Source organism: Microbacterium sp. 1262 (assembly GCF_040544895.1).
Lineage (GTDB): Bacteria > Actinomycetota > Actinomycetes > Actinomycetales > Microbacteriaceae > Microbacterium > Microbacterium plantarum.
Genome location: NZ_JBEPKU010000001.1, coordinates 2,805,748 through 2,827,206 on the forward strand (window position 1 = coordinate 2,805,748; position 21,459 = coordinate 2,827,206).

The following is a 21,459-nucleotide window of genomic DNA, read 5'->3' on the forward strand; positions in this document are numbered from 1 at the left end:
GACTGCTCGCGCGTACGGATCCGAGGTACGCGCGATTCTCCGAGGCCCGCGAGCGCGAGCCGCGAGACTAGCCGGCGACCAGGTGCTCGATGAGGATCTGGGTGCCGATGCCGATGAGGACGATGCCGCCGATGATCTCGGCGGGCTTGCGCCACCGCGTGCCGATGCGGTGGCCGATCAGCACGGCGACGAACGACAGGGCGAACGTGACGAGGCCGATCGAGACGACCGCGATCCACAGCGGCACGTCGAGGAAGGCGAAGGACAGCCCGACGGCGAGGGCGTCGATGCTCGTCGCGAGAGCGAGCAGGATGATCTCGCGCGCCGACAGGCCGGATGCCGCGTCCGCGTCGTCATCGTTGGGGCGGAACGCCTCCCACAGCATCTTCGCGCCGATGGCGGCGAGCAGGACGAAGGCGATCCAGTGGTCGAACGGGGCGATGGCCTCCGCGAAGGTGCTGCCGAGCAGCCAGCCGATCAGCGGCATCACCGCCTGCGCGAGGCCGAAGGCGCCGGCGATGAGGAGTGCGCCGCGCACGACGTGAGCCCGCAGCTGCAGGCCTTTCCCGAGAGCCACGGCGAAGGCGTCGGCCGAGACGCCGACGGCCAGGATGAAGAGCGCCCAGGGCGACATGGCTCCTCCTCGAAGCGGGATGACGGGATGGCGGGCGATCGTCCCGGGCACCGTCGAACGGAGATCGGCCGCTCTCGAGCTTGCCAGCCGCAGGCCGTCGAAAATGACGAAAAGCCCTGATTGACAGCATTTCGGGCGAGCGAATCCTTCGGGCCGCCGAAAGGTCGCTCCTAGCGGACGTGTGCGGAGAACGATTATCAGTAACGTACAATCGACGGCATGACCCGTCGACTCCTCCCTGCCGCCGCGCTCGTGGCAGCGGCATCCCTCGCTCTCGCCGGCTGCGCCGGCACCTCGTCGCCGGCCGCGAGCGGTTCGGACGACGGCAAGATCAGCGTCGTCGCCTCGACCAACGTGTACGGCTCACTGGCCGCCGAGGTGGGCGGCGACGCCGTCGAGGTGACCTCGATCGTGACCTCACTCGCGCAGGACCCGCACTCGTACGAGGCGTCGGCGCGCGACCAGCTGACGGTGTCGCAGGCCGACCTCATCATCGAGAACGGCGGGGGCTACGACTCGTTCCTCGACGGGCTCGTCGAGTCGAGCGGCAGCACGGCTCCGGTGCTCACGGCGGTCGAGTTCTCGCACGACTTCCCCGGCGCCGAGGGCCACGACGACCACGCCGACGAGCACGCCGCGGATGAGCACGCCGCGGACGAGAGCGCCGAGGCCGAGCACGACCACGAGCACGACCATGAGGGTCACGACCACATCGAGGGCTTCAACGAGCACGTCTGGTACGACCCGCACACGATCGCTCACCTCGTCGAAGACATCGCGCACGAGCTCGGTGAGCTCGACGCGGCCCAGGCCGACACGTTCGAGGCGAACGCGAAGGCGCTCATCGAGCGGATCGACGGCCTCGAGACATCCCTCGACACCATCTCGGCGGCGCACCAGGGCGAGAAGATCTTCGTGACCGAGCCGGTGCCGCTGTATCTCGCCGCGGCGGCGGGTCTGGAGAACGCGACTCCGGAGGCGTTCAGCGAAGCCGTCGAAGAGGGGCAGGACGTGCCTCCCGCGACCCTCCTCGAGGCGCAGCAGATCCTGCGTTCGGGCGAGGTGCGCATCGTGATCGTCAACGCGCAGACGGGCGGCGCTGAGACCACGGAGATCACGAAGGTCGCCGGAGAGCTGAACATCCCCGTGCTCGAGTTCACCGAGCTCATGCCCGACGGCGTCGACTACGTCGGCTGGATGCAGCAGAACATCGACGAGATCTCGGGCGCCCTCGCGGGCTGACCCGCCGCCGTCATCCCTCTCAGTCCGCCGTCGGGGCCCCGCCCTGGCGGCGGACGAGTGCGTTCAGGAGCGCCGCCTGCTCGTCTGCGGACGTGCGGGCGGCCGAGACGTTCTCGGTCTCGACGGCCGCCACGATCTCGGCGCGCTGGATGCGGGTCGACCGCGGCGCTTCGATGCCGAGCCGGATGCTGTCGCCCTTGACCTCGAGCACCGTGAGCTCGATGTCGTCGCCGATGAGCACCTTCTCACCGACTCGTCTCGTCAACACCAGCACTCGATCACCCTACTTTCCGGAAGCCGTGCCCGCCCCGCGCGCTCGACGCGAGTCTCACGCGGGCGTGATGGCATGCGCGTCGCCGATCGTGTCTCGGACGACGCCCACCGTGTCGATCGCCAGGCCCCCGGCCGTCGCCTCGGTGTACGACAGCACCGGCAGCCCGTCGGTCTGCGACGAGATGAGGCGCCGCACGGCGGAACGCAGCGACGGCGCACACACGAGCACGGGCTCGGGGCCCGGGCCGGCCGCTTCGAGGGCGGCGCGAGCCGAGGCCACGACCGCCTCGAGCCGGTGCGGGTCCAGGGCGATGTGCGGACCGTCCTCGCTCGGTCGCATCGCCTCGAGCATCGACTGCTCGAGCAGCGGGTCGATCATGACGATGCGCAGCCGCCCCTGTTCGGCGAAGCGCGTCGCCACGGCGGGACCGAGCGCGAGACGTGCCGCCTCGATCAGGGCGTCGGGGTCGGTCGTCGTCTTGGCGCGCAGCGCGAGCGCCTCGTAGATCCGCGTGAGGTCGTTGATCGGGATGCGCTCGGTGAGCAGGCCCTGCAGCACGCGCTGCACCTCCGCCAGCGAGAGCAGCGCCGGCGTGAGCTCCTCGACCGCTGCCGGGCTGGACTGGCGCAGCGTCTCGGTGAGCTGACGCACGTCCTCTCGGCTGAGCAGCCGGGCGGCGTGGGCCTGGATGACCGCGGACAGGTGGGTGATGATGACGCTCGCGCGGTCGACGACGGTCGCTCCGGCGAGCTCGGCGCTGTGCCGCATCTCGAGGGGAACCCACTTCCCGTCGATGCCGAACACGGGGTCGGGCGACGCCCGCCCGGGCAGGGTCTCGAGGCCCGAGCCGAGCGCGAGGAGCGAGGCGCGGGGCGCGACGCCGCGACCCGCCTCGATCCCCGCGACCCGGATGACGTAGGTCGAGGGCGGCAGCTCGATGCTGTCGCGCGTGCGCACGGGCGGAACGATGAGCCCGAGCTCGAGCGCGGTCTTGCGCCGCAGCGACCGCACGCGTCCGAGCAGGTCGTCGGGACCGCCGGTGACGAGGTCGACGATGTCGGGAGCGAGCAGGATCTCGAGCGCGTGGACCCGCATCCGCTCGGCCAGCTCCTCGGGGGTGTCGACGGCGCCGCGCGGGTCGACGGCGGGGGCGTCCTCGGCCGCCTGCGTCTGCTCGCGCCGGCCGACACGCTGCGCGATGAGCAGCAGGGTGGCGCCGATGACGAGGAACGGCAGCATCGGCATCCCGGGGATGAACGACATCACGATCGCCGCGCCGCCCGCGATCGACAGGGCGTTGCGCGACTGCGTCAGCTGCGCCGCCGCGGCCGAGCCCATGTCGGACTCCGCTCCCGAGCGGGTGACGATCATGCCCGTCGCGACCGCCATCAGCAGCGCGGGGATCTGCGTGACGAGGCCGTCGCCGATCGTCAGGAGGGCGTAGGTGTTGAGGGCCTCGCCCGCCTCCATGCCCTTCGAGAGCATCCCGATCGCGACGCCGCCGACGAGGTTGATGATGATGATGACGAGTCCGGCGATCGCGTCGCCCTTGACGAACTTCGAGGCGCCGTCCATCGCGCCGTAGAAGTCGGCCTCGGCCGCGATCTCGGCGCGCCGGCGCCGCGCTTCGGCGTCGCTGATGAGACCGGCGTTGAGGTCGGCGTCGATCGCCATCTGCTTGCCGGGCATGGCGTCGAGGGTGAACCGGGCGCCCACCTCGGCGACGCGCTCGGCGCCCTTCGTCACGACGACGAACTGGATGACGATGAGGATCAGGAACACCACGATGCCGATGACGAGCGATCCGCCCACGGCGATCGCGGCGAACGCGTCGATGACCTGCCCCGCGTGCGCCTCGCCCAGCACGAGCTTCGTCGAGGCGACGTTCAGGCCGAGCCGGAACAGCGTCGCCACCAGCAGCAGCGAGGGGAAGACCGCGAAATCGAGCGGCCGCTTGACGAACATCGCCGTCAGCAGGATGAGCAGGGCGAACAGGATGTTGGTGATGATCAGGACGTCGAGGATCGGCGGCGGCACCGGCACGATCAGCAGCATGATGATGCCGACGACCCCGATCGGCACGAGCGACCTTCTCAGGATGTTCATCGGGGTGCCTTCCTCTCGGGAACGGTGTGGACGCCGCGCGCCGCGCCGCGGCGCTTGAGCCCGTCGACGAAGACGAGCACGCGGGCGACGGCGGTGTAGAGATCGCCGGGGATCTCCTGGCCGAGCTCGCACGCGCCGTGCAGGGCGCGTGCGAGCGGGATGTCGCGGACGAGCGGGACGCCGGCCTCGTGCGCCCGCTCGCGGATGCGCTCGGCGATGAGGCCCTGCCCCTTCGCGACGACGCGCGGCGCCGACTTGCCCGGCTCGTAGCGCAGGGCGACGGCGATGTGCGTGGGGTTCACGAGTACGACATCCGCATCTCCGACGGCGGCGATCATGCGGTTGCGGCTCATCGCCATCTGCCGGGCGCGGCGCTGGCTGCGGATGAGCGGGTCGCCCTCGGAGTTCTTGTGCTCGTCGCGCGCTTCCTTCTTGGTGACGCGGGTGTGCTTGCGGTTGCGCCGCATGACGACGAGGACGTCGATCGCGGCCAGCAGCACGCCGACGGCGACCGCGGTGATGAGCAGCGCGGTCACGACGTTCGAGGCGATCTCGAGCAGCCGGGTGATCGGGTGGGCGCCGCTCATCGTCAGCACGGGCATGAGCCCGGCGACGACGAACCACAGGGCGAGGCCGATCGCGGCGGTCTTGAGCAGCGCTTTCGCGCCCTCCCACAGTGCCTGCACGCCGAACAGCCGTTTGACGCCGTTCAGCACGTTGAACTGCTCGAAGCGCGCCGGCACCCCGCGCAGATGGATGCCGCCCTGGGCGACCGACCCGACGATCGCGACGATCACGACGGCGAGCAGCGCCGTGCCCAGGATGGCCGGGATGCTGCCGAGCGCCGACGACAGGACGGCGACGGCGTGCTCGGGGTCGGGGTGGCGGATGACCGCGGCGATCTCGACGAACTGCGCGGCCCCGGCATCCGCACCCGCTCCGATCATGGCGGGGAGGACCAGCGCGACCGTGCCGATCGCGAGCCAGGCGGACAGGTCCTGGCTGCGCGACAGCTTGCCCTTGCGGTGTGCCTCGCGCAGCTGCCGGCGGCTGGCCTGCTCGGTGCGTTCCCCGCTGTCGCTGCTCATGACGCGCCGCCGTTCATCGGGTTCCGCCGATCAGCAGCCCGGTCGCCTGGTCGGTGAGCGCCCCGACGACGGCGGGCAGGGCGAGGATGACGCTTCCCGCGAGGAGGAAGGTCAGGATGATCTTCAGGGGGAAGCCGAGCGCGAACGCGTTGAGGGCGGGGGCGACGCGGCTGACGAGCCCGAGCGCGATGTCGGCGAGGAAGAGGACGAGCAGCAGGGGACCGGCGATCTGCAGCGCGGCGACGAGCAGTTGCGACGCGGTGTCGACCAGCAACTCGGCCGGGCGGGCGAGGTCGAGGACCCCATCGACGGGGATCGCCGTGAAGCTCCGGGCGAGCCCCGCGAGGATGAGCTGGTAGCCGTTGCTCGCGAAGAGCAGGGCGAGGGCGATCATCTGGAACAGGCGCGTGAACTGGGCGCCGTTGACGTTCATCTGCGGATCGAAGGCCTGCGCGAGCTGAAAGCCGCCGAAGACGTCGATCAGCCCGCCGGCCGACTGCACGACGGCGAAGCACGTCATCACGAGGAATCCGAGCAGCGCCCCCGTGACGACCTGAGCGGTCAGGGCGAGGAAGAACGGGCCGGTGCCGAGGCTCTGGTAGCCCGGCGCCACCGTGCCGCTGAGAGCGAGGGCGACGCCGATCGCGACCATCGCCTTGATGCGCGCGGGGAAGGCGCCGTACGAGAAGGGTGGGGCGGTGAAGACGAAGGCGGTCGTGCGGACCGCGGCGAGTCCGGTGGCCTCGATCCAGGCGAAGTCGAGCAGCAGCTGCATCTCAACCGCCCGAGAGCAGGTGCGGGATGCGGTCGAACATGGTGTGGGTGAAGGCGATCGCCTCGGCGATCATCCAGTGCCCGCACACGACGAGTGCGATCGCGACGGCGACGGCCTTCGGCACGAACGAGAGCGTGACCTCCTGGATCTGCGTGATCGACTGCAGGAGCGAGATGGCGAAGCCGACCACGAGTGCCGTGATGAGCAGCGGAGCGGCGAGCTTCGCGGCGAGCACGACGCCCTCCATGCCGATGTCGAGGACGGCCTCAGGGTTCACGCGCGCCCCCGGTCATCCGCCCGCTCCGTAGCTCTCCATCAGGGTGCGGAGGATGAGTCCCCACCCGTCGACGAGCACGAACAGCAGGATCTTGAAGGGCAGCGAGATCATCACCGGCGGGAGCATCATCATGCCCATCGACATCAGCGCTGCGGCGACGACGAGGTCGATGACGAGGAACGGCACGAAGATGACGAAGCCGATAATGAAGGCCGCGCGCAGCTCCGAGATCATGAACGCCGGGATGAGGGTGATCATCGGGACGCTCGCCGGGTCCTCGGGGTTCTCGGCGCCCGCGAACCGGGTCATGAGCGCGAGATCCTCCTCGCGCGTGAACGACAGCATCCAGGTGCGCAGTGGGTCGGCGCCGACGCCCACGGCATCGGTGAACGTGATCGAGCCGTCGACGTAGGGCTGGACGGCGACCGTGTTGATCTCGGTCAGCACCGGCCACATCACGAAGAGGGTGAGGAACAGGGCGAGGCCGGCGAGCACCTGGTTGGGCGGGATCGTGGGCAGCGAGAGGGCGTTCCGGGTCATCGCCAGCACCACGAAGATCTTCGTGAACGACGACATCATGAGCAGCAGTGCCGGGGCCACCGACAGCAGCGTGATGCCGATGAGGGTCAGGACCGACGACGAGGGTGTGCCGTCGATGCCGTTGATGTCAACGGAGATGCCGCCGTTCGGCGGGGGCGTCGAGGCGGCGACGAGCACGAGCGCGCCGAGCGCGCCGCCGGAGATCACGCGCCCAGGGCCCGGCGCAGCACCTGTGCGGCATCACGCGCGGTCATGGTCGCCGGGCGGGTGGTGCGGGCAGTGCGTTCGGCGCGGGCCTGCGCACGGAGCAGGGGCACGGGCGGTGCGAGGGGCGCGTCGTCCGCGACATCCCGCAGGACCGGGCGCGCCGTGTCGTCGCCGTGCGCGGCATCCGCTGTCGCGTGGGGCCCCGTCGTGGTGCCCGGCGTCGGGTCGATGCGGTCGAGCATCGACACCCCGCCCTCGGTGATGCCGAGCACGTAACGGGCCCCATCGATCTCGACCACGGCGACCTGGGCCTTCGGCCCGATGCCGCGCTTGGCGACGACGGTGATGTCGGCGACGGCATCCGTACGTGTCGACTTGAGGCCTCGCGGCCGGTTCGCGCGTGCTCCGTTAGCGCTGCCGCGAGAGAAGCGACGCTGCAGCACCCACACGATCGCGAGCACGACGCCGAGGGAGACGACGACGCGCAGCGCGAGCAGCAGATCGTCGATCTCAGGCCTCCGCGTTCTCGATGATGCGCGTGATGCGCACCGCATAGTCCTGGTCGACGACGACGATCTCGCCATGGGCGATCAGCCGCCCGTTGAGCTTGACGTCGGCGGGGGCGCCGGCCGAGCGGTCGAGCTCGATGATGCGCCCGGGCTCGAGATCGAGCACGTCGCGGACGGTCATGCGGGTGCGACCGACCTCGACGGTCAGCTCCATCTCGACGCCGGCGATGCGCTGCAGGCGGCGCGGCGAGGCCGCCGCGGGGTGCGACACCCGCACGGCGAGGCGTCCGATCACGCGGGCATCCTCGTCGACGAGGTCGAACACCTGCGCGACGGGGTGCGCGAAGAGCGCCGAGGCGTCTCCGATCGTCGCCTCGCCGAGCACGCTCGGGCCGAAGGCGGTCGCCGCGGCGTCGAGCGCGTCGCGGAGTCGTTCGGGCAGCGGCAGGGCGGCGTCCGCGCCGAGGAGCGCCGACTCATCGAGGACCACGACCGCGAGCGCGGCGCTCGTGTCGCCGACCGACGAGACGATGACCGCGTCGCCGGTCTCGCCCGCGCTCGTCCCGGGGCGGGCGGTGATGCGCGAGGCGGTGGGCAGCCGGTCGGCGAACGCGGCTGCGGCTGCGGCCTCGTGGGTGGTGGTGCTGGTCATGGCGACTCCTCGGACAGTGCGGGGGAGAGATCGGATGCCGTCACGACGCACGCGAGCCGCGCGCCATGAGATCCCACGGCGGCGGAAGCGACGACCTGCTCGTCGACGGTGAGATCGAGGGGGCGGTCGGCGGCGTGCGCGAGCGAGATGACATCGCCGACGGCGAGGTCGAGCACCTCGGCGGGGCGGACGGCACGCGGCGCGAGCCGCAGCGTCACTTCGACGGGCGTCTGCTCGACGTGCCGGCGGACGAGGCCCGGGTCGTTCGTCGCCCGCGGCGCCGAGGCGCTGTCGGACAGGCGCTCGAGCAGCGTCGCGGCGGGGAGGGCGATCGTCGCGGTCTCGGTGCGGTCGGCCAGACGCATCGAGAAGCGGGCCACGACCACGAGGTCCTGACCGCCGACGACCTGAGCGAAGGCCGCGTTGTACTGCACCGCGCCGACGCTCAGCTCGCGAGGCAGGAGGGAGCCGAGGGCTGTGCGCAGGTGGCCGAGGGTCTCGTCCATCAGCGACCGGATGAGCGCCTGCTCGATCGCCGTGAGGGCGCGGGCCTCGGGGCGCTGCGAGCCGTCGCCGCCGAGCATCTTCACGATCCACGACAGGGCCGACGGCAGCGGGAACTCGATGACCGCACGATCGTCCGAGGTCGCATCCGAGCACAGCACGAGCGTCGTGGTCGGCGGGATCGTCGCGACGTACTCGTCGTAGGTCTCGAGGCTCACCCGTTCGAGGGCGATGTGCGCGCGCACGCGGGCCTTCGCGGCGAGGAGCATCGCCCACTGGCGCGCGAACGCGTCGAAGGCCCCCGCCAGAGCGCGCGTGTGCTCACGGGACAGTGCCGCGGGTCGGCCGAAGTCGTAGCGTTCCGGGGCCGCGGTCGCGGCATCCTCGGTTCGCACGCTCGGGGCGGTCGGCACGGTCTGCACGCCACGGACTATCGGTCGCGTGTCGCCCGCGGTTAGGCCCGGGCCTCGCGGGTGGGTGTGGGCTCAGGTGGGGTTGGCAGTTTGTGCCCACTCGGGGCACGGGATGGGGCGGGAACTGCCAGGTGGGTCCTGGCGGTGACGTGAGCTCAGGTTGGGTTGGCAGTTTGTGCCCACTCAGGGCTGGGGATGGGGCGAGTTCCGCCAGGTGAGACCCCGGGTGGGCGCGGGCTCAGGCTGGATGGGCAGGTTGTGCCCACTCAGCGCACGGGATGGGGCGGGAACTGCCAGGTGAAGGCCGAGCCCGGAGTCAGCCGTCGGCGGCGGCGAGAGCGGGGAGCTCGCCGCGCACCTGGGCGTCGGCGTCCGAGAGCACGACGATGTCGACGCGACGGTTCTGCGCGAGGGCCTCGGCGCTCGAGCCCTCCGCGAGCGGTCGCGACGACCCGAACCCGACGGAGCTGATGCGCTCCCTCGCGACCCCGCGTGCCTCGACGAGGTAGCCGAGCACACCGTTGGCCCGCGCGGTCGAGAGCTCCCAGTTGTCGGCGAACGGCGCGATGGCGGGGCGGGCGTCGGCGTGGCCCTCGACCGAGATGAGGTGCGCGTCGGCGGCGAGGACGGACCCGGCGGCGTCGAGCACGGCCCGGGCACGGTCGCTCAGGTCGGTGCTGTTGGTGTCGAAGAACGTCTCGGCGCTCACGAGACCGATGGTGAGGCCCCGGTCGTCGATCGTGAAGGTCGCGGCGTCACCGAGGCCCTGCTCGGCGAGAGCACCCTCGAGGCGTGAGCGCAGGTCGTCGAGCGAGCTGTACTCCTGCTCGGCCGGGGTCGGGGCGGTCGGGGTCTCGACGAATCCCTCGCCCTCCTCCTCGACCAGCTCGGGCGGCACGACGACGCCCTCCGAGACGTCGCGGGTCTCGGAGATCTCCGAACCGAACCCGGTCGCGAGCGAAGCGCGCAGCTGCTCGAACTTCTCCTGGTCGACGTTGGACATCGCGAACATGACGATGAACATGCACATCATCACGGTGATCATGTCGAGGTACGACGCCATCCAGCGCTCGTCGGGGCCCTCGTGCGAGGACTCCATGACCCGGCGGCGACGAGGCGCGCTCATACTCCGGCGTCCGCGGGCTCGTCGGCCGCCGCCTTCGCGCGGCCGCGCCCGGGCTTGGTCTCGGGGGCGAGCGCCCGCAGACGCTCGGCGACGAGCATCGGCGGGTTGCCCGCCTGGACGGCGAGCATCCCCTCGGTCACGAGCGTCATGCGGTCGACCTCGATCTCGGCGAGGCGCTGCAGCCGCGTGCCGATCGGCAGCCAGATGAAGTTCGCCGACAGGAGGCCCCACAGGGTCGCGACGAAGGCGGCGGCGATGAGGGGCCCGAGCTGGTCGGGCTTGTCGAGGTACTCGAGCACGTGGGTGAGCGAGACGACCGTGCCGACGATGCCGACCGTCGGGGCGTACCCGCCGAGGGCCGAGTAGAAGCGCGAGGCCGTGCGGCGCTCCGCGGCGACGGTGGCGACGCGGTCTTCGAGGACGACGCGCAGGTCTTCGGCATCCGTTCCATCGGCGATGCTCTGCAGGGCATGGCGCAGCAGCGGGTCCTTCTCGTCTGCCACGGCGCTCTCGAGCGCGAGCAGCCCCTGGGCGCGCGCCTTCTCGGCGTATCCCACGACGGTGTCGATGAGCGCCTCGGTCGATCCCTTGATACCGACGAAGGCCCGCGGCAGCGCGCGCACGGCGCCCGCGGCATCCCGCAGCGTGCCGCCGGCGATGCCGATCGCGATCGTCGCGCCGAAGACCAGCACCATCGGCGCGGGCAGGAGCAGGGCGTTGAGGCTGGCGCCCTCCAGCTGGATCATCGCCCACAGGCCGCCGAAGGCCAGCAGGATGCCGATGAGGAGTGACGGATCCATCAGCGCTCACCCTCCGGCGCGGCGGCGGCGGCCGTGGAGGCCGACTGGGATGCGGACCCGGATGCCGCGGCATGGCCGAGCGCCGTCGCCAGCACGCGGGCGCGGAACTCGACGATGCTCTGGATGACGGCATCCATCGTCTCGGCGACGACGAACGTCGCCCCGTCGACCAGGGTGAGCGTCGTGTCAGGGCTCGCCTGGATGCGTTCGACGAGGTCGGGGTTCACGGCGAACCGGTGACGGTTCAATCGTGTGAGAACGATCATGTCGCCCTTCTCGTCGGTCAGCGCGCGGGGGAACGGGTCGTCGCGGGTACGGCGGCTCCGAGGAGACTGTCGGCAGCGGGCGGCGGTCGGTTAGCGTTGCGCTCGTGTCAGCGTCGTCATCGGAGCCGTCGTTCTTCCGCCCCGTCGAGCCGCGGGAGATCCCCGGCGACGACCATCCGCCGCTCGACATGCCGGCGTGGATGGGGCCGCCCTGGCATGTCGCTCCGGCGATCGTGGCGCTCGACCGCGAGGTGGGTCGCTCGTCCGACACGGTCGTGTCGCTGGAGCTCGCGCGCGTGTACCGCGAGGGCGTCGTGCTGCGGTTGGCGGTGCGCGTGGCCGAGACCGGCCGGGTCGCGCGGCAACGGATCTGGGGATACCTCGATCGTGCGCACGGCCGGGGGCAGCTCGATGACCGGTTCGATCCGACGGGCCTGCGCTGGGGCGTCCGCTTCGCCGATGGGCGGACGATCACGACGCAGGACGATTCGCCGTGGGCACGGGGAGACGTGACCGACGCGCAGGTCGAGGGGCCGGTGATCGAGGGGCTCGGCCGCCCGCAGGGTTATGCCGACAGCTGGGCGCGCGAGTTCTGGGTCTGGCCGACACCCCCGCTTCCGACGTTCGAGGTCGGGGTGGAGTGGAGCGCCCGCGGTATCCCCGAGACGGTGACCGAGTTCGACGCGGCTGCGCTCGGGGCGGCGTCTGCCCGAGCGCTCCCGCTGTGGCCCTGACCGGCCGCGCACAACTCCTCAGAAACCGTCGTGACCGGCGCCGCGCGCGGGCCGCGAGGCCGAACCAGCGGGGATTCTGAGGAGTTGCGGGCCGCGCCCGCGATCAGCGCTTGAGGTTGGTCAGCTCTTGCAGCACCTCGTCGCTCGTGGTGATGATGCGGGCGTTCGCCTGGAAGCCCCGCTGAGCGACGATCAGGTTCGTGAACTCCTGCGAGAGGTCGACGTTCGACATCTCCAGAGCCCCGCTGACGAGCCCGCCGCGGTCGTCGGTGCCCGCGGTGCCGACGGCGGCCGCGCCCGAGTTGGCGCCGGCGCGGTACTGCGACGACCCGGCCTTCTCGAGCCCCTCGGGGTTGTCGAACGATGCGAGGGCGATCTGCGCGAGCACCGATGTCGCTCCGTTGCTGAAGGCGCCGACGAGGCTGCCGTCGGCCGACAGCGTGTACGACACGAGGCTTCCGGGCGCGCGGCCGTCCTGACCGCCGAGCTTGACGGTGCTGAGGTCGGCGTAGCCGGTGATGGCCGAAAGGTCGACCGCGACACCGCCCGAGGCGATCGTCGCGGGCGTCGTCGTCAGGCGTCCGTCGGCGAAGGCGAGCTGCGTCGTCGTGGCGCCGTCGGTGACGTCCCAGCCGCCCGCGGTGCGGGTGAAGGTGAGTGCGAGCTGGCGGGACTCGCCCTGCGCGTCGTAGACGGTGACGTCGCGGACGAGCTTCTCGCCGACCGCGGCGCCCGAGGGCAGGTTGCCGGTCACCGCGGCGGACGTCGTCGCGCGCCCGGGCGAGGTCGCGCCCACCGGGAGCGCGATGTTGCCGACCGGCCCGCCCGTAGGCACGACACCGTCGACCCCGGTCCAGCCCTGCACGAGCGCGCCGTCCTTGGTGGTCAGGCGACCCGCGGAGTCGAAGCCGAACGAGCCGTTGCGCGTGTAGAGCGTCTCGGCGCCGTTGCGGACGACGAAGAAGCCGTCGCCCGCAATCATGAGGTCGGTGGGCACGCCGGTGGCCTGCTGCGATCCCTGCGTGAAGTTCGTGCGAACCGCCGCGACCTGGGTGCCCAGACCCACCTGCGCGGCGTTCGTGCCGCCAGCGTCCGCCTGAGCGGCGCGGGAGTTCTGGACGATCTGCGAGAGCGTGTCCTGGAACTGCACCGAGCCCGCCTTGAACCCGACGGTGTTGACGTTGGCGATGTTGTTGCCCGTGACGTCGAGCATGGTCTGGTGTGAGCGGAGACCGGAGATTCCGGCGTAGAGCGAACGAAGCATGGGGTGTCCTTCGGTGAGGGGCTGACGTGGTCGTGGGGTAGCCGGAGTGGCCGTGGCTCAGGATGCGGATGCCGCGGGCGGCGCCGTCGCGGCATCCGACACCGCGATGCCCGAGACGACGTCGAGGGGGACCGCGGTGCCGCCGATCGTCACGAGCGGCACGCCCTTCTCGAACGACACCTGGGTCACGCGACCGCTGCGGGTCGTGCCGTCGGCGTCGACGTACGAGGCCTGCTGGCCGACGAGCGCGGCGGCGGTCTGGCGCATCGTGAGGGCGAAGTGCTCCGACGAGGTGGTGGTGAGCGCGACGAGCTGCTCCATCATGGCGAGCTGCGTCGTCTGCGCCATCATCTCGTTGGTGTCGAGCGGCGAGCTCGGGTCCTGGTTCTTCATCTGCGCGACGAGCAGCTGCAGGAAGACCTCGGAATCGAGGGTCTGCTTCGGCGCGGGCGGCGGGGCGGCTGCCGTGGGCGTGGCACCCACGACGCCGACGGGCGGAATGCTGCTCATGGTGGTTCTCCGATTCAGGCGTAGAGGTCGATGCGACCGGCCTCGAGAGGCGCGGGATGGGCTGGGTCGTCCGTGCGGTCCGCGGGAGCGGCAGGCCACGCGGGCCCGTGACCGGGGCGCCCGCCGCGGCCCGGATCGTCGGCGGTCTGCTGCGGCGTCCGGCCGGATGCGCCGCCGTCCGATGGGTGGCCGCCCGACCCGCCTGCTCCGCCCGCCGCCGCATGCTGTGCCAGGGCCGGGAGCGACGACGACGCCCGTGACGGATCGTCGCCCGGGGTCAGGCTCACGGAGGAGAAGGGGGCGAGCACGGCGAGCTCGCGGCGCAGGTCGCCGAGGACCGCCCGGATCGCGTCGTGCGCCGCCGCCGTGCCCGAGCTCAGCTCGACGGTGATGGAGGACCCGGAGATGTGCGCCGTGACGGTGATCGGTCCGAGGCTCTCGGGCGAGACCCGCAGCACCATGGTGTGGCGGCCGGGCTCGGCGGCGACGAGCGAGAGGACGGGGCCGCGCAGCTGAGGCGCGAGGGCCGGCGCGGATTGCGCATGAGCGCCTTGCGTGGGCGTGGGCGCAGGCGCGGACTGAGCCGGGCCGGGCTGAGCGGGCGCGGGCTGCGAACCGGGCGTCGGCGTCACGGATGTCGCTGCGGACACGTCCGCGGATCCCGGCACGGGCTCCGGTGCGGTCCGCGCGGTCGGCGCGGCCACGGCGGGGATCGTGCTCGCTGCGTCCGGCGGTGACGCGCTCATCGCTGCGGGTGTCGCCCCGGCGGACGTCGTCTCTCGCGCTGTTGTTCTCTCGGGTGCCGCCATCGGGGCTGCTTCGGTCGCCGTCGCCGTCGCGGTTGCCGTCTCCGCCGTCGCTGCCGTCTCCGGCGCTGTCGGCGCCTCCGCCGTCGCCCCTGCGGCCGGCGCGCCCCTCGTTCCTACCAGCGCTCCTCCTGCCAGCGCTCCTCCGGCCAGCGGTGTCGCGCGATCGGCGGCGACCGGCACAGTCGCGGTCGACGTCAGCGTCTCGGTACCGAGTTCTCTGCTCGTCATCCCCGCAGCCGGACCCGCATCATCCGAGACCCCGGTGCCCGACATTCCGCTCGTGGGCCGGCCGCCTGTGCCCGTACTGATGACGGCGAGCAGCGCTGCCGCATCGCCCGTTGCCGCGTCCGCGTCGTCATCGAGTGCTGCAGCCTCCGCCGCGTCGGACGAGCCGGAGCCCGAACCCTGCTGTGCGCCCGTGTACGGGTCGATGCCGAATGCCCCGCCGCCCGCTCCGACGCCGGCCCCGGCAGCGTCCACTCCGCCCACGGGCACCGCGACCGCGGCCTGCCCGGCGAGCACGAGCGCGAAGGCATCCGATGCCGTCGCGCCGTCGCCCCCGTCGTTCGAGGCTCCGCCGCCCCGCGGACGCACCGCAGCGCTCGTCGTTCCGAGTGCGAGACCCCACAGACTCATGACGCCCCCTCTGTCCGGTCCGGCGCGTCCGGTGCGCCCGACGTCCCGCTCGCCGAGCGCAGCGCGATCTCGTCGAGAACGGCCTGCTCGGCGGCATCCCGTCTCGCGCGTTCCCGTTCGTGGAAGGCATCGGCCAGCCGCTCGATGCCTCGCTCGGCCCGGCGGGCGTCGTCGAGGCCCGCGCGAGCCGCGTCGACTTCCGCGCGCTGCGCTCGCCGGAGCGTGTCGAGGTCGGTCAGCAGGCTGCGCGCGGCCACACGGCTGGCGGCGAGGGCCGCGAGCGTGCGGATGTCGCCGGGCGTCTCGGCCGACGTCGTCAGGGCCGCGCGCAGCTGCCGATCGCGCGCCTCGGTGCGCTGCTCCTCCATCGCGGCGCGCGAGAGGTGCGCTGCCGCGGCACGCTGCTGGATGCCGCGGATGCGCAGCAGCCCGGCCAGGGGGAAGCCCCGCTTCATGAGACGTCCCCGAACGATGCGACGAGCTCCCCGAGGCGGCGCCACGACTCGGCTGCGGGGGAGCGGTCGTCGAGGTCTTGCCGGAGGAAGGCGTCGATCGCCCGTGCCGAGGCGACCGCGGCGTCGACCCGCGGGTTCGCTCCCGCCTGGTAGGCGCCGACGCCGATGAGGTCCTGCGCCTCCTGGCGTGCCGCGAGCACCGAGCGCAGCGTCGTCGCGAGGCGTCGCTGATCACCGGTCGCGACCTTGCCCGCGAGCCGGGACACCGATCCGAGTACGTCGATCGCGGGGTGGTGCCCGGTGACGGCGAGCGTCCGGTCGAGTACGAGGTGTCCGTCGAGGATCGAGCGCACGGTGTCGGCGACGGGCTCGTTGTGGTCGTCTCCCTCGACGAGCACCGTGTAGATCCCCGTGATCGAGCCGTGCCGGTCGGTGCCGGCGCGCTCGAGCAGCCGCGCGAGCACGGGGAAGGTCGAGGGCGGGTAGCCGCGGGTCGCGGGCGGTTCGCCGGCGGCCAGTCCGATCTCGCGCTGCGCCATGGCAACGCGGGTCAGCGAGTCCATCATGAGCACGACGTGCTGACCGTCGTCGCGGAACGACTCGGCGATGCGCGTCGCGGTCGAGGCCGCCCGCAGGCGCGCCATGGCGGGCTGATCGGAAGTCGAGACGACGACGACCGAGCGTGCGAGCCCCTCCGGCCCGAGATCGTCCTCGAGGAACTCGCGCACCTCGCGGCCGCGCTCGCCGACGAGCGCGATGACGTTGGCCGAGGCCGACGACCCCCGCGCGATCATCGACAGCAGGGAGGACTTGCCGACGCCAGATCCGGCGAACAGCCCCACGCGCTGGCCGCGGCCGAGCGGCGTGAGGGTGTCGATCGCGCGCACGCCCGTGACGAGCGGCTCGGTGATGCGCTCGCGTCCCATCGCCGAGGGAGGCGCATGGTCGAGGTCGACGCGAGGCGCGACGAGAGGGCCGCGACCGTCGATGGGTCGGCCGAGCCCGTCGAGCACGCGCCCGAGCACGGCGGCGCCGACCGGCACGCGGGCGCGGCCGGAAAGAGCGCGGGCCGTGTCGCCGACGCGCAGTCCGTCGGTGACGCCGAGCGGCATGCAGCGCAGGATGCCGCGGTCCGCGGCGACGACTTCCGCGGGCATGCCGGCGGCCCCGCGATCGGCCGTCCCGCCGAGTTCGACCAGGTCGCCGACGGCCCCGTGCACGCCGCGGATGTCGACACCGAGCCCGACGATGCGCGAGACCGTGCCGGTCCGCAGCGGACGCGCCGCCTCGATGACCGCCGGCCAGCCCCCGCTCACGCGCTCTCCTCGAGAGCCCGGCGGGCCCGCGCGAACGCGGCGGCGATCCGCAGGTCGATCGCGCCATCGGCGAGACGGATCGTCGCGTCGCCGGGCGCGAGTCCCGGGTCGACCTCGACCTCGACCGATCGCGGCAGCGTGGCGGTCCCGCTCTCGGCGGCATTCGCGGCGCCGGTGAGGATCGCCGCGTCCGCGGGGGAGAGCCGGACCACGGGCGCCTCCGCAGCCTCGAGATCCGAAACGGCGTTCCCCACGCGTGCCGCGGTCGTGAGCGCCGCGCGCACGGGGTCGGACAGCTCGCGCTCGACGATAGCCTGCGCCAGCTCGATCGCCATCGCGTGAAGCTCGGCGACGACGGGCGCCGTCAGTTCGGTCGCGCGCGCGTCGAACCGGGCGGACGCGCGCTCGAGCGCCGCGATGGCGGCAGCCACGCGCGCCCGGGCGGCTGCGTCCGCCGCCTGCTCCTGTTCGGCACGTTCCGCTGCCTCGCGTTCGGCGTGGGCCGCGGCCTGCCGCATCCCCTCGGCGTACCCGGCGGCGTGACCGCGGGCGCGGGCCCGATCGCGTTCCTCGGTGAGAGCCGGGCCCGACAGTCGGGGGATCTCGAGGCGGGTGAAGGCGTCAGACGACATACTCCTCCTCGACCCGTTGCACTCGGATGTCGCCGGCGGCCTCGAGCTCGCGGATCGTCCGGACGATCGCCGCGCGCGCCTCCTCGACCTGCGAGACGCGCACGGTGCCGAGCAGACGCGACTCCTCCTGCAGCGCCTCGCGGTTGCGCTCGGTCATATTGCGGAGGATCACGTCGGCCACCGGGCCCGACGAGCCCTTCAGCGCCAGAGCGAGCACACGGACGTCGATGCCGCGCAGCACGCGCTGGGCGTCGCGATCGTCGAGCACGACGATGTCGGCGAAGGTGAACATGCGCGAGCGGATATCTTCGGCCAGGGCGCTGTCGCGCGCCTCGATGCTCGCGAGCAGGGCCTTCTCGACGGTCGCATCCGACCGGTTGATGATGTCGACGAGGGGCTGCACGCCGCCGAGGGTCTCGCGGGCGTCGCGAGTGGTCAGCGCCCCCGAGCGAGCGCGCAGCGCGGTGGCGACGACGGCGACGGCATCCTGTGTCGCGGTTCCCATCGTCGCGATCGCCTGCGCGACATCGGTGCGGGCGGGGTCGGCGATCTCGGCCAGGACGGCCGCGGCGCGCTCCACCGGCAGGTGCGCGATGACGAGCGCGACGGTCTGGGGCAGCTCGCCGTCGAGGATGCTCGCCACCTGGGCCGGCTCGACGGCGGTGAGGAACTCGAACGACGAGCTCGTCATCGACGACGACACCTTCGTCAGCACACCGGCGGCGCGCTCGGGGCCGAGCGAAGCCTCCAGCAGTCCCGTCGCGAGGTCTCGCCCGCCGCGGACGGGCGGCAGGTGTCCCCGCACGACCCGCTGGAAGTCGGTCAGGGCATCGCGCGTGGTCTCGAGGTCGAGGTCGCGCAGCCGGATGATCTCCGCCGCGATCGCCTCGGCCTCGTCGTCGGAGAGGTGCTTGAGGACTTCGACGGCCTGCGCCCGGTCGAGGTTCATGATGACGACGGCAGCCGTCTGGGTTCCGGTCAGCTCGCTCATGCGTCGGTCGAGTCCCGGACGAGCCGGCGCAGCAGGTCCGCGGTGCGGGCGGGATCGCGGCGGGCGAAGTCGCCGATCTCGGCGCGGCGGCGGTCGAGGGCGACCTGCACGGGCTCCGGGTCGGGCTCCGGCTCGGGGTCGATCGCCATCGCGGGCAGGGGGACGGTCGGAGCCTCGTCGAGGAGCGGCGTCGCGAGGCCCCGGGTGAGCGCGTCGAACCGGTCGAGCGGCTCGTCGACGGGGGTCAGCGTCATGACCGGCTCTTCCTCCGCCGCGGCGCGTCGGCGGCGGACGATCACGACGCCCGCGATCGTCGCTCCGATGAGGCCGAGCACGACCACGACGGCGATGATCGCGGTGCGGAGCGTCTCGGCGGCGCGCTCGGCCTCCTCCGCCTCGCGCGCGGCGTCGAGCGCCGCCTGGGCGGCCGCGGCGCCCTGATCGCTGAAGGCGACGAGCTCGACGGTCACCTGGTCGCCGCGGGCCCGGTCGATGCCGGCGGCCGAGGTGACGAGGGCTTCGAGCTGCGCGACGTCGACGACATCGGTGCCGTCGGCGTTGACCGCGACGGCGACGGTCTGCCGCGCGACGGCCCCCGCCGGCGTCGAGGTGCTCTCGACGGTCTTGTTCACGACGTTCGAGCGGTTCGTCTGGGTCGATTCGTAGGTGCCCGCGCCGCCGACGCCAGCCGGAAGCTCGGTGCCCAGCACGCCGGTCTGTCCGCCGGTGCCCGTGTAGGTCTCGGTGCTCGACTCCTCGGTGGCCGGCAGGGCACCTTCGACCGGCGTGTAGGTCTCGTCGACGCGCTCGGTCGCGGCCTGCTGCATCTCGGCGGCGACCGACACGGTCGCATTGCCGGTGCCGAGCACGGTGTCGAGCATCTGCTGCACGCTCGCCGTCATGCGAGTCTCGTACGCCCCCGCCTGCTGGTCGGCGTTGCGCGTGCCATCGCCGCCGATCGCCGACAGGGTGCGGCCTGCGGCATCCACGACCGCGACGTTCTCGGGCTTCATCCCGCTGACGGCCGCCGAGGTGAGGTGCACGATCGCCTCGACCTGCTCGGGCGGCAGCGCGACTCCGCGGGAGGTCTCGATGAAGACGGATGCCGTGGGCTCGACCTTCTGCGAGACGAACACGCTCTCCTCGGGCAGCGCGAGCTGCACCGAGGCCGTCGTCACGTTCTCGAGGGCGCCGATCGTGCGGGCGAGCTCGCCCTCGATCGCGCGCTTGTAGGTGACCGACTGCTGGAACTCCGAGCTGGTCACGCCCATCTTGTCGAAGAGCGAGTACCCCGACGACTCGGCGCTGGGAAGTCCGGCCGCGGCCGCGGCGAGGCGCTGCTCGTACACCGCGGTCTCGGGCACGAGCACGGTCGAGCCGCCGTCGGTCAGCTCGTAAGGGATCGAGCCCGAGCGCAGCTGCTCGACCACGGCGCTGGCGTCCGAGGCCGACAGACCCGAGAACAGCGGGGTGAGGGTCGGACGCGACATCCAGCTCGCCAGGGCGAACACGCCCATCGCGAGCACCGCGATGCCGATGATCGCGATCGTGCGCTGAGCCAGGGTGAACCCGGCGATGGTCGTGCGCAGGCGCGTCCAGAGCGACGTGACGGCGGCGGGCATCAGGCCTGCATCCGCATGATGTCGTTGAACGCCTCGATGCCCTTGTTGCGTACGGCGGCGACGAGCTCGAGGGTCACCGACGCGCGCGACGACGCGATCATCGCGGAGTGGATGTCGTCGAGGTCACCGGTGACGGCCGCGACGGCCAGCTCGTTCGACGTCGACTGCATCGCGCGGAGCTCGTCAACGGCGCCGGTGATGCTCGCGCCGAAGTCGGCGCCGTCGGTCTGCTGGGGCGGGCGGGTGCTCGACGTGAGGGCGGATGCGGCCGCGCCCAGGGCGTCGATGCCCGACAGCGGCGGCATCAGCGGCGTCCGATCTGGAGGGCGGCTTCGTAGGTGGTCTTCGCACGGTCGACGACCGCCGCGTTGGCCTGATAGCCGCGCTGCGCGAGGATCAGGTGGCTCATCTGCTCGCCGAGATCGATGTCGGGGTAGCGCACGTAGCCGTCGGCGTCGGCGAGCGGATTGTTGGGCTCGTGCACGAGCCGGCCCTCTGTGCCGCCCCAGACGGCGCCCGCGACGCGCACGCCGCCCGGGTCGCCGGCCGACTCGACCGCGATGTAGCGCTGGCGGAACGCGTCGTCGCCGGGCGCGACGGCGGTGTTGATGTTGGCGATGTTGTCGCTGAGCGCGTCGAGCCAGGTGCGGTGGGCCGTCAGGCCCGACCCGGCGATGCCGATGGCGTCGAAGGTCATGAGGTCCTCATCGCGGTCTGGAGCGAGCTGAAGGTGCCGCCCACGGCCTGCGCTGCGAACTGGTACCGCAGCACCGCCTCGATGTTGGCGAGCGTCTCGGTGTCGAGGTTGACGTTGTTGCCGTTGAGCCGGGTGGGGGCGGTCGACTCGCGGACGGTCGCCGTCACGGCGCCGTCGCCGCGCTCGACCGAGCGCGCCAGAGCGCTCTCGAAGCTGACGACCTTGGCCCGGTAGCCGGAGGTGTTGACGTTCGCGATGTTGTCCGCGATGGCGCGCTGGCGCTCGGCGAGGCCCGAGAGGGCGCTCGTGAGCGCGGTGGTGGTCACAGATTCGAGCACGAAGGCGTCTTCCGTCGAACGATGTGGCCGATCCCTGGCCGA

At 72.2% G+C, this 21,459-nt stretch carries 26 protein-coding genes; 2 read left to right on the forward strand and 24 right to left on the reverse strand.

Translation table 11 applies throughout. The features are described 5' to 3' along the window. Positions 1–67: 67 nt before the first annotated feature. Complete coding sequence (locus tag ABIC53_RS13360; protein ID WP_274179501.1) at positions 68–634, reverse strand: manganese efflux pump MntP; 567 nt, start codon at positions 632–634, stop codon at positions 68–70. Between the two features lie 219 nt (positions 635–853). Here ABIC53_RS13360 and ABIC53_RS13365 point away from each other — a divergent pair, with 219 nt between their 5' ends. Further along, the gene (locus ABIC53_RS13365) at positions 854–1,876 is read left to right on the forward strand and encodes a metal ABC transporter solute-binding protein, Zn/Mn family (protein ID WP_274179500.1); all 1,023 of its coding nucleotides are present in this window, start codon (positions 854–856) and stop codon (positions 1,874–1,876) included. Positions 1,877–1,895: 19 nt separating this feature from the next. On the opposite strand, the gene csrA is transcribed toward ABIC53_RS13365, so the two are convergent. The 12 genes from csrA to ABIC53_RS13425 all read right to left on the reverse strand — a co-directional run bounded on the left by csrA (position 1,896) and on the right by ABIC53_RS13425 (position 11,413). Next, positions 1,896–2,144: a carbon storage regulator CsrA gene (csrA, locus tag ABIC53_RS13370; RefSeq protein ID WP_307225170.1), complete on the reverse strand. Its 249-nt coding sequence runs from the start codon at positions 2,142–2,144 to the stop codon at positions 1,896–1,898. 60 nt (positions 2,145–2,204) lie between these two features. Continuing rightward, the gene (locus ABIC53_RS13375) at positions 2,205–4,256 is read right to left on the reverse strand and encodes a flagellar biosynthesis protein FlhA (RefSeq protein WP_354451840.1); all 2,052 of its coding nucleotides are present in this window, start codon (positions 4,254–4,256) and stop codon (positions 2,205–2,207) included. After that, complete coding sequence (locus tag ABIC53_RS13380) at positions 4,253–5,344, reverse strand: EscU/YscU/HrcU family type III secretion system export apparatus switch protein (protein WP_354451842.1); 1,092 nt, start codon at positions 5,342–5,344, stop codon at positions 4,253–4,255. The genes ABIC53_RS13375 and ABIC53_RS13380 overlap by 4 nt, the downstream gene beginning before the upstream one ends. A 13-nt stretch (positions 5,345–5,357) precedes the next feature. Then, positions 5,358–6,119 (reverse strand): flagellar biosynthetic protein FliR, encoded by a 762-nt coding sequence (locus ABIC53_RS13385; protein ID WP_112615241.1) that lies wholly within the window; start codon positions 6,117–6,119, stop codon positions 5,358–5,360. A gap of 1 nt (position 6,120) precedes the next feature. Next, positions 6,121–6,396: a flagellar biosynthesis protein FliQ gene (fliQ, locus tag ABIC53_RS13390; protein WP_023953659.1), complete on the reverse strand. Its 276-nt coding sequence runs from the start codon at positions 6,394–6,396 to the stop codon at positions 6,121–6,123. A gap of 12 nt (positions 6,397–6,408) precedes the next feature. Continuing rightward, positions 6,409–7,143, reverse strand: coding sequence for a flagellar type III secretion system pore protein FliP (fliP, locus tag ABIC53_RS13395; RefSeq protein WP_114588711.1), 735 nt, complete (start codon positions 7,141–7,143; stop codon positions 6,409–6,411). Further along, complete coding sequence (locus tag ABIC53_RS13400) at positions 7,140–7,697, reverse strand: FliO/MopB family protein (protein WP_274179499.1); 558 nt, start codon at positions 7,695–7,697, stop codon at positions 7,140–7,142. The genes fliP and ABIC53_RS13400 overlap by 4 nt, the downstream gene beginning before the upstream one ends. Beyond that, the gene (gene fliN / locus ABIC53_RS13405; RefSeq protein ID WP_354451845.1) at positions 7,654–8,304 is read right to left on the reverse strand and encodes a flagellar motor switch protein FliN; all 651 of its coding nucleotides are present in this window, start codon (positions 8,302–8,304) and stop codon (positions 7,654–7,656) included. Before fliN ends, ABIC53_RS13400 begins: the two co-directional genes overlap by 44 nt. Next, on the reverse strand, positions 8,301–9,230 hold the full coding sequence (locus tag ABIC53_RS13410; RefSeq protein ID WP_112615233.1) for a flagellar motor switch protein FliM: 930 nt from the start codon (positions 9,228–9,230) through the stop codon (positions 8,301–8,303). Before ABIC53_RS13410 ends, fliN begins: the two co-directional genes overlap by 4 nt. 307 nt (positions 9,231–9,537) lie before the next feature. Continuing rightward, positions 9,538–10,347, reverse strand: coding sequence for an OmpA/MotB family protein (locus ABIC53_RS13415; protein ID WP_274179498.1), 810 nt, complete (start codon positions 10,345–10,347; stop codon positions 9,538–9,540). Next, on the reverse strand, positions 10,344–11,147 hold the full coding sequence (locus tag ABIC53_RS13420; RefSeq protein WP_274179497.1) for a motility protein A: 804 nt from the start codon (positions 11,145–11,147) through the stop codon (positions 10,344–10,346). The genes ABIC53_RS13415 and ABIC53_RS13420 overlap by 4 nt, the downstream gene beginning before the upstream one ends. After that, on the reverse strand, positions 11,147–11,413 hold the full coding sequence (locus tag ABIC53_RS13425) for a flagellar FlbD family protein (protein WP_269268331.1): 267 nt from the start codon (positions 11,411–11,413) through the stop codon (positions 11,147–11,149). Before ABIC53_RS13425 ends, ABIC53_RS13420 begins: the two co-directional genes overlap by 1 nt. Positions 11,414–11,517: 104 nt before the next feature. Here ABIC53_RS13425 and ABIC53_RS13430 point away from each other — a divergent pair, with 104 nt between their 5' ends. Continuing rightward, the gene (locus ABIC53_RS13430) at positions 11,518–12,147 is read left to right on the forward strand and encodes a hypothetical protein (protein ID WP_282501684.1); all 630 of its coding nucleotides are present in this window, start codon (positions 11,518–11,520) and stop codon (positions 12,145–12,147) included. Between the two features lie 103 nt (positions 12,148–12,250). Here the strand turns inward: ABIC53_RS13430 and ABIC53_RS13435 are convergent, their stop codons facing one another. From ABIC53_RS13435 to ABIC53_RS13485, 11 genes are read right to left on the reverse strand one after another with little or no spacing between them, the layout of a single operon-like run. Continuing rightward, positions 12,251–13,411, reverse strand: a complete 1,161-nt coding sequence (locus tag ABIC53_RS13435; protein ID WP_354451849.1) for a flagellar hook protein FlgE — start codon at positions 13,409–13,411, stop codon at positions 12,251–12,253. 57 nt (positions 13,412–13,468) lie between these two features. Next, on the reverse strand, positions 13,469–13,921 hold the full coding sequence (locus ABIC53_RS13440; protein ID WP_323986839.1) for a flagellar hook assembly protein FlgD: 453 nt from the start codon (positions 13,919–13,921) through the stop codon (positions 13,469–13,471). 14 nt (positions 13,922–13,935) lie between these two features. Next, positions 13,936–15,366: a flagellar hook-length control protein FliK gene (locus ABIC53_RS13445; RefSeq protein ID WP_354451851.1), complete on the reverse strand. Its 1,431-nt coding sequence runs from the start codon at positions 15,364–15,366 to the stop codon at positions 13,936–13,938. Beyond that, the gene (locus ABIC53_RS13450; RefSeq protein ID WP_269268327.1) at positions 15,363–15,821 is read right to left on the reverse strand and encodes a hypothetical protein; all 459 of its coding nucleotides are present in this window, start codon (positions 15,819–15,821) and stop codon (positions 15,363–15,365) included. Before ABIC53_RS13450 ends, ABIC53_RS13445 begins: the two co-directional genes overlap by 4 nt. After that, positions 15,818–17,137 (reverse strand): FliI/YscN family ATPase, encoded by a 1,320-nt coding sequence (locus tag ABIC53_RS13455; RefSeq protein ID WP_274179492.1) that lies wholly within the window; start codon positions 17,135–17,137, stop codon positions 15,818–15,820. The genes ABIC53_RS13450 and ABIC53_RS13455 overlap by 4 nt, the downstream gene beginning before the upstream one ends. Further along, positions 17,134–17,769 carry a FliH/SctL family protein gene (locus tag ABIC53_RS13460; protein ID WP_274179491.1) on the reverse strand — a complete coding sequence of 212 codons (636 nt, stop codon included), beginning with the start codon at positions 17,767–17,769 and terminating at the stop codon, positions 17,134–17,136. Before ABIC53_RS13460 ends, ABIC53_RS13455 begins: the two co-directional genes overlap by 4 nt. Further along, on the reverse strand, positions 17,759–18,760 hold the full coding sequence (gene fliG / locus ABIC53_RS13465) for a flagellar motor switch protein FliG (RefSeq protein ID WP_274179490.1): 1,002 nt from the start codon (positions 18,758–18,760) through the stop codon (positions 17,759–17,761). Before fliG ends, ABIC53_RS13460 begins: the two co-directional genes overlap by 11 nt. Continuing rightward, positions 18,757–20,382 (reverse strand): flagellar basal-body MS-ring/collar protein FliF, encoded by a 1,626-nt coding sequence (gene fliF / locus ABIC53_RS13470; RefSeq protein ID WP_354451855.1) that lies wholly within the window; start codon positions 20,380–20,382, stop codon positions 18,757–18,759. The genes fliG and fliF overlap by 4 nt, the downstream gene beginning before the upstream one ends. After that, on the reverse strand, positions 20,382–20,687 hold the full coding sequence (gene fliE, locus ABIC53_RS13475) for a flagellar hook-basal body complex protein FliE (RefSeq protein ID WP_269268323.1): 306 nt from the start codon (positions 20,685–20,687) through the stop codon (positions 20,382–20,384). The genes fliF and fliE overlap by 1 nt, the downstream gene beginning before the upstream one ends. After that, on the reverse strand, positions 20,687–21,079 hold the full coding sequence (locus ABIC53_RS13480; protein ID WP_023953675.1) for a flagellar basal body rod protein FlgC: 393 nt from the start codon (positions 21,077–21,079) through the stop codon (positions 20,687–20,689). Before ABIC53_RS13480 ends, fliE begins: the two co-directional genes overlap by 1 nt. Next, complete coding sequence (locus tag ABIC53_RS13485; protein WP_023953676.1) at positions 21,076–21,417, reverse strand: flagellar basal body rod protein FlgB; 342 nt, start codon at positions 21,415–21,417, stop codon at positions 21,076–21,078. Before ABIC53_RS13485 ends, ABIC53_RS13480 begins: the two co-directional genes overlap by 4 nt. Positions 21,418–21,459: the final 42 nt, after the last annotated feature.

Excerpts from the sequence above, each read along its gene's own strand:
- fliE (WP_269268323.1), bottom strand. The coding sequence starts at position 20,687 with ATGCCGCCGCTGTCGGGCATCGACGCCCTGGGCGCGGCCGCATCCGCC.
- ABIC53_RS13375 (WP_354451840.1), bottom strand. The coding sequence starts at position 4,256 with ATGAACATCCTGAGAAGGTCGCTCGTGCCGATCGGGGTCGTCGGCATC.
- ABIC53_RS13380 (WP_354451842.1), bottom strand. The coding sequence starts at position 5,344 with ATGAGCAGCGACAGCGGGGAACGCACCGAGCAGGCCAGCCGCCGGCAG.
- fliF (WP_354451855.1), bottom strand. The coding sequence starts at position 20,382 with ATGCCCGCCGCCGTCACGTCGCTCTGGACGCGCCTGCGCACGACCATC.
- ABIC53_RS13445 (WP_354451851.1), bottom strand. The coding sequence starts at position 15,366 with ATGAGTCTGTGGGGTCTCGCACTCGGAACGACGAGCGCTGCGGTGCGT.
- ABIC53_RS13440 (WP_323986839.1), bottom strand. The coding sequence starts at position 13,921 with ATGAGCAGCATTCCGCCCGTCGGCGTCGTGGGTGCCACGCCCACGGCA.
- ABIC53_RS13415 (WP_274179498.1), bottom strand. The coding sequence starts at position 10,347 with ATGAGCGCGCCTCGTCGCCGCCGGGTCATGGAGTCCTCGCACGAGGGC.
- fliN (WP_354451845.1), bottom strand. The coding sequence starts at position 8,304 with ATGACCAGCACCACCACCCACGAGGCCGCAGCCGCAGCCGCGTTCGCC.
- ABIC53_RS13460 (WP_274179491.1), bottom strand. The coding sequence starts at position 17,769 with ATGTCGTCTGACGCCTTCACCCGCCTCGAGATCCCCCGACTGTCGGGC.
- ABIC53_RS13450 (WP_269268327.1), bottom strand. The coding sequence starts at position 15,821 with ATGAAGCGGGGCTTCCCCCTGGCCGGGCTGCTGCGCATCCGCGGCATC.
- ABIC53_RS13480 (WP_023953675.1), bottom strand. The coding sequence starts at position 21,079 with ATGACCTTCGACGCCATCGGCATCGCCGGGTCGGGCCTGACGGCCCAC.
- ABIC53_RS13400 (WP_274179499.1), bottom strand. The coding sequence starts at position 7,697 with ATGCGGTGCGCATCACGCGCATCATCGAGAACGCGGAGGCCTGAGATC.
- fliG (WP_274179490.1), bottom strand. The coding sequence starts at position 18,760 with ATGAGCGAGCTGACCGGAACCCAGACGGCTGCCGTCGTCATCATGAAC.
- ABIC53_RS13360 (WP_274179501.1), bottom strand. The coding sequence starts at position 634 with ATGTCGCCCTGGGCGCTCTTCATCCTGGCCGTCGGCGTCTCGGCCGAC.
- ABIC53_RS13435 (WP_354451849.1), bottom strand. The coding sequence starts at position 13,411 with ATGCTTCGTTCGCTCTACGCCGGAATCTCCGGTCTCCGCTCACACCAG.
- ABIC53_RS13425 (WP_269268331.1), bottom strand. The coding sequence starts at position 11,413 with ATGATCGTTCTCACACGATTGAACCGTCACCGGTTCGCCGTGAACCCC.
- ABIC53_RS13420 (WP_274179497.1), bottom strand. The coding sequence starts at position 11,147 with ATGGATCCGTCACTCCTCATCGGCATCCTGCTGGCCTTCGGCGGCCTG.
- ABIC53_RS13385 (WP_112615241.1), bottom strand. The coding sequence starts at position 6,119 with ATGCAGCTGCTGCTCGACTTCGCCTGGATCGAGGCCACCGGACTCGCC.
- ABIC53_RS13365 (WP_274179500.1), top strand. The coding sequence starts at position 854 with ATGACCCGTCGACTCCTCCCTGCCGCCGCGCTCGTGGCAGCGGCATCC.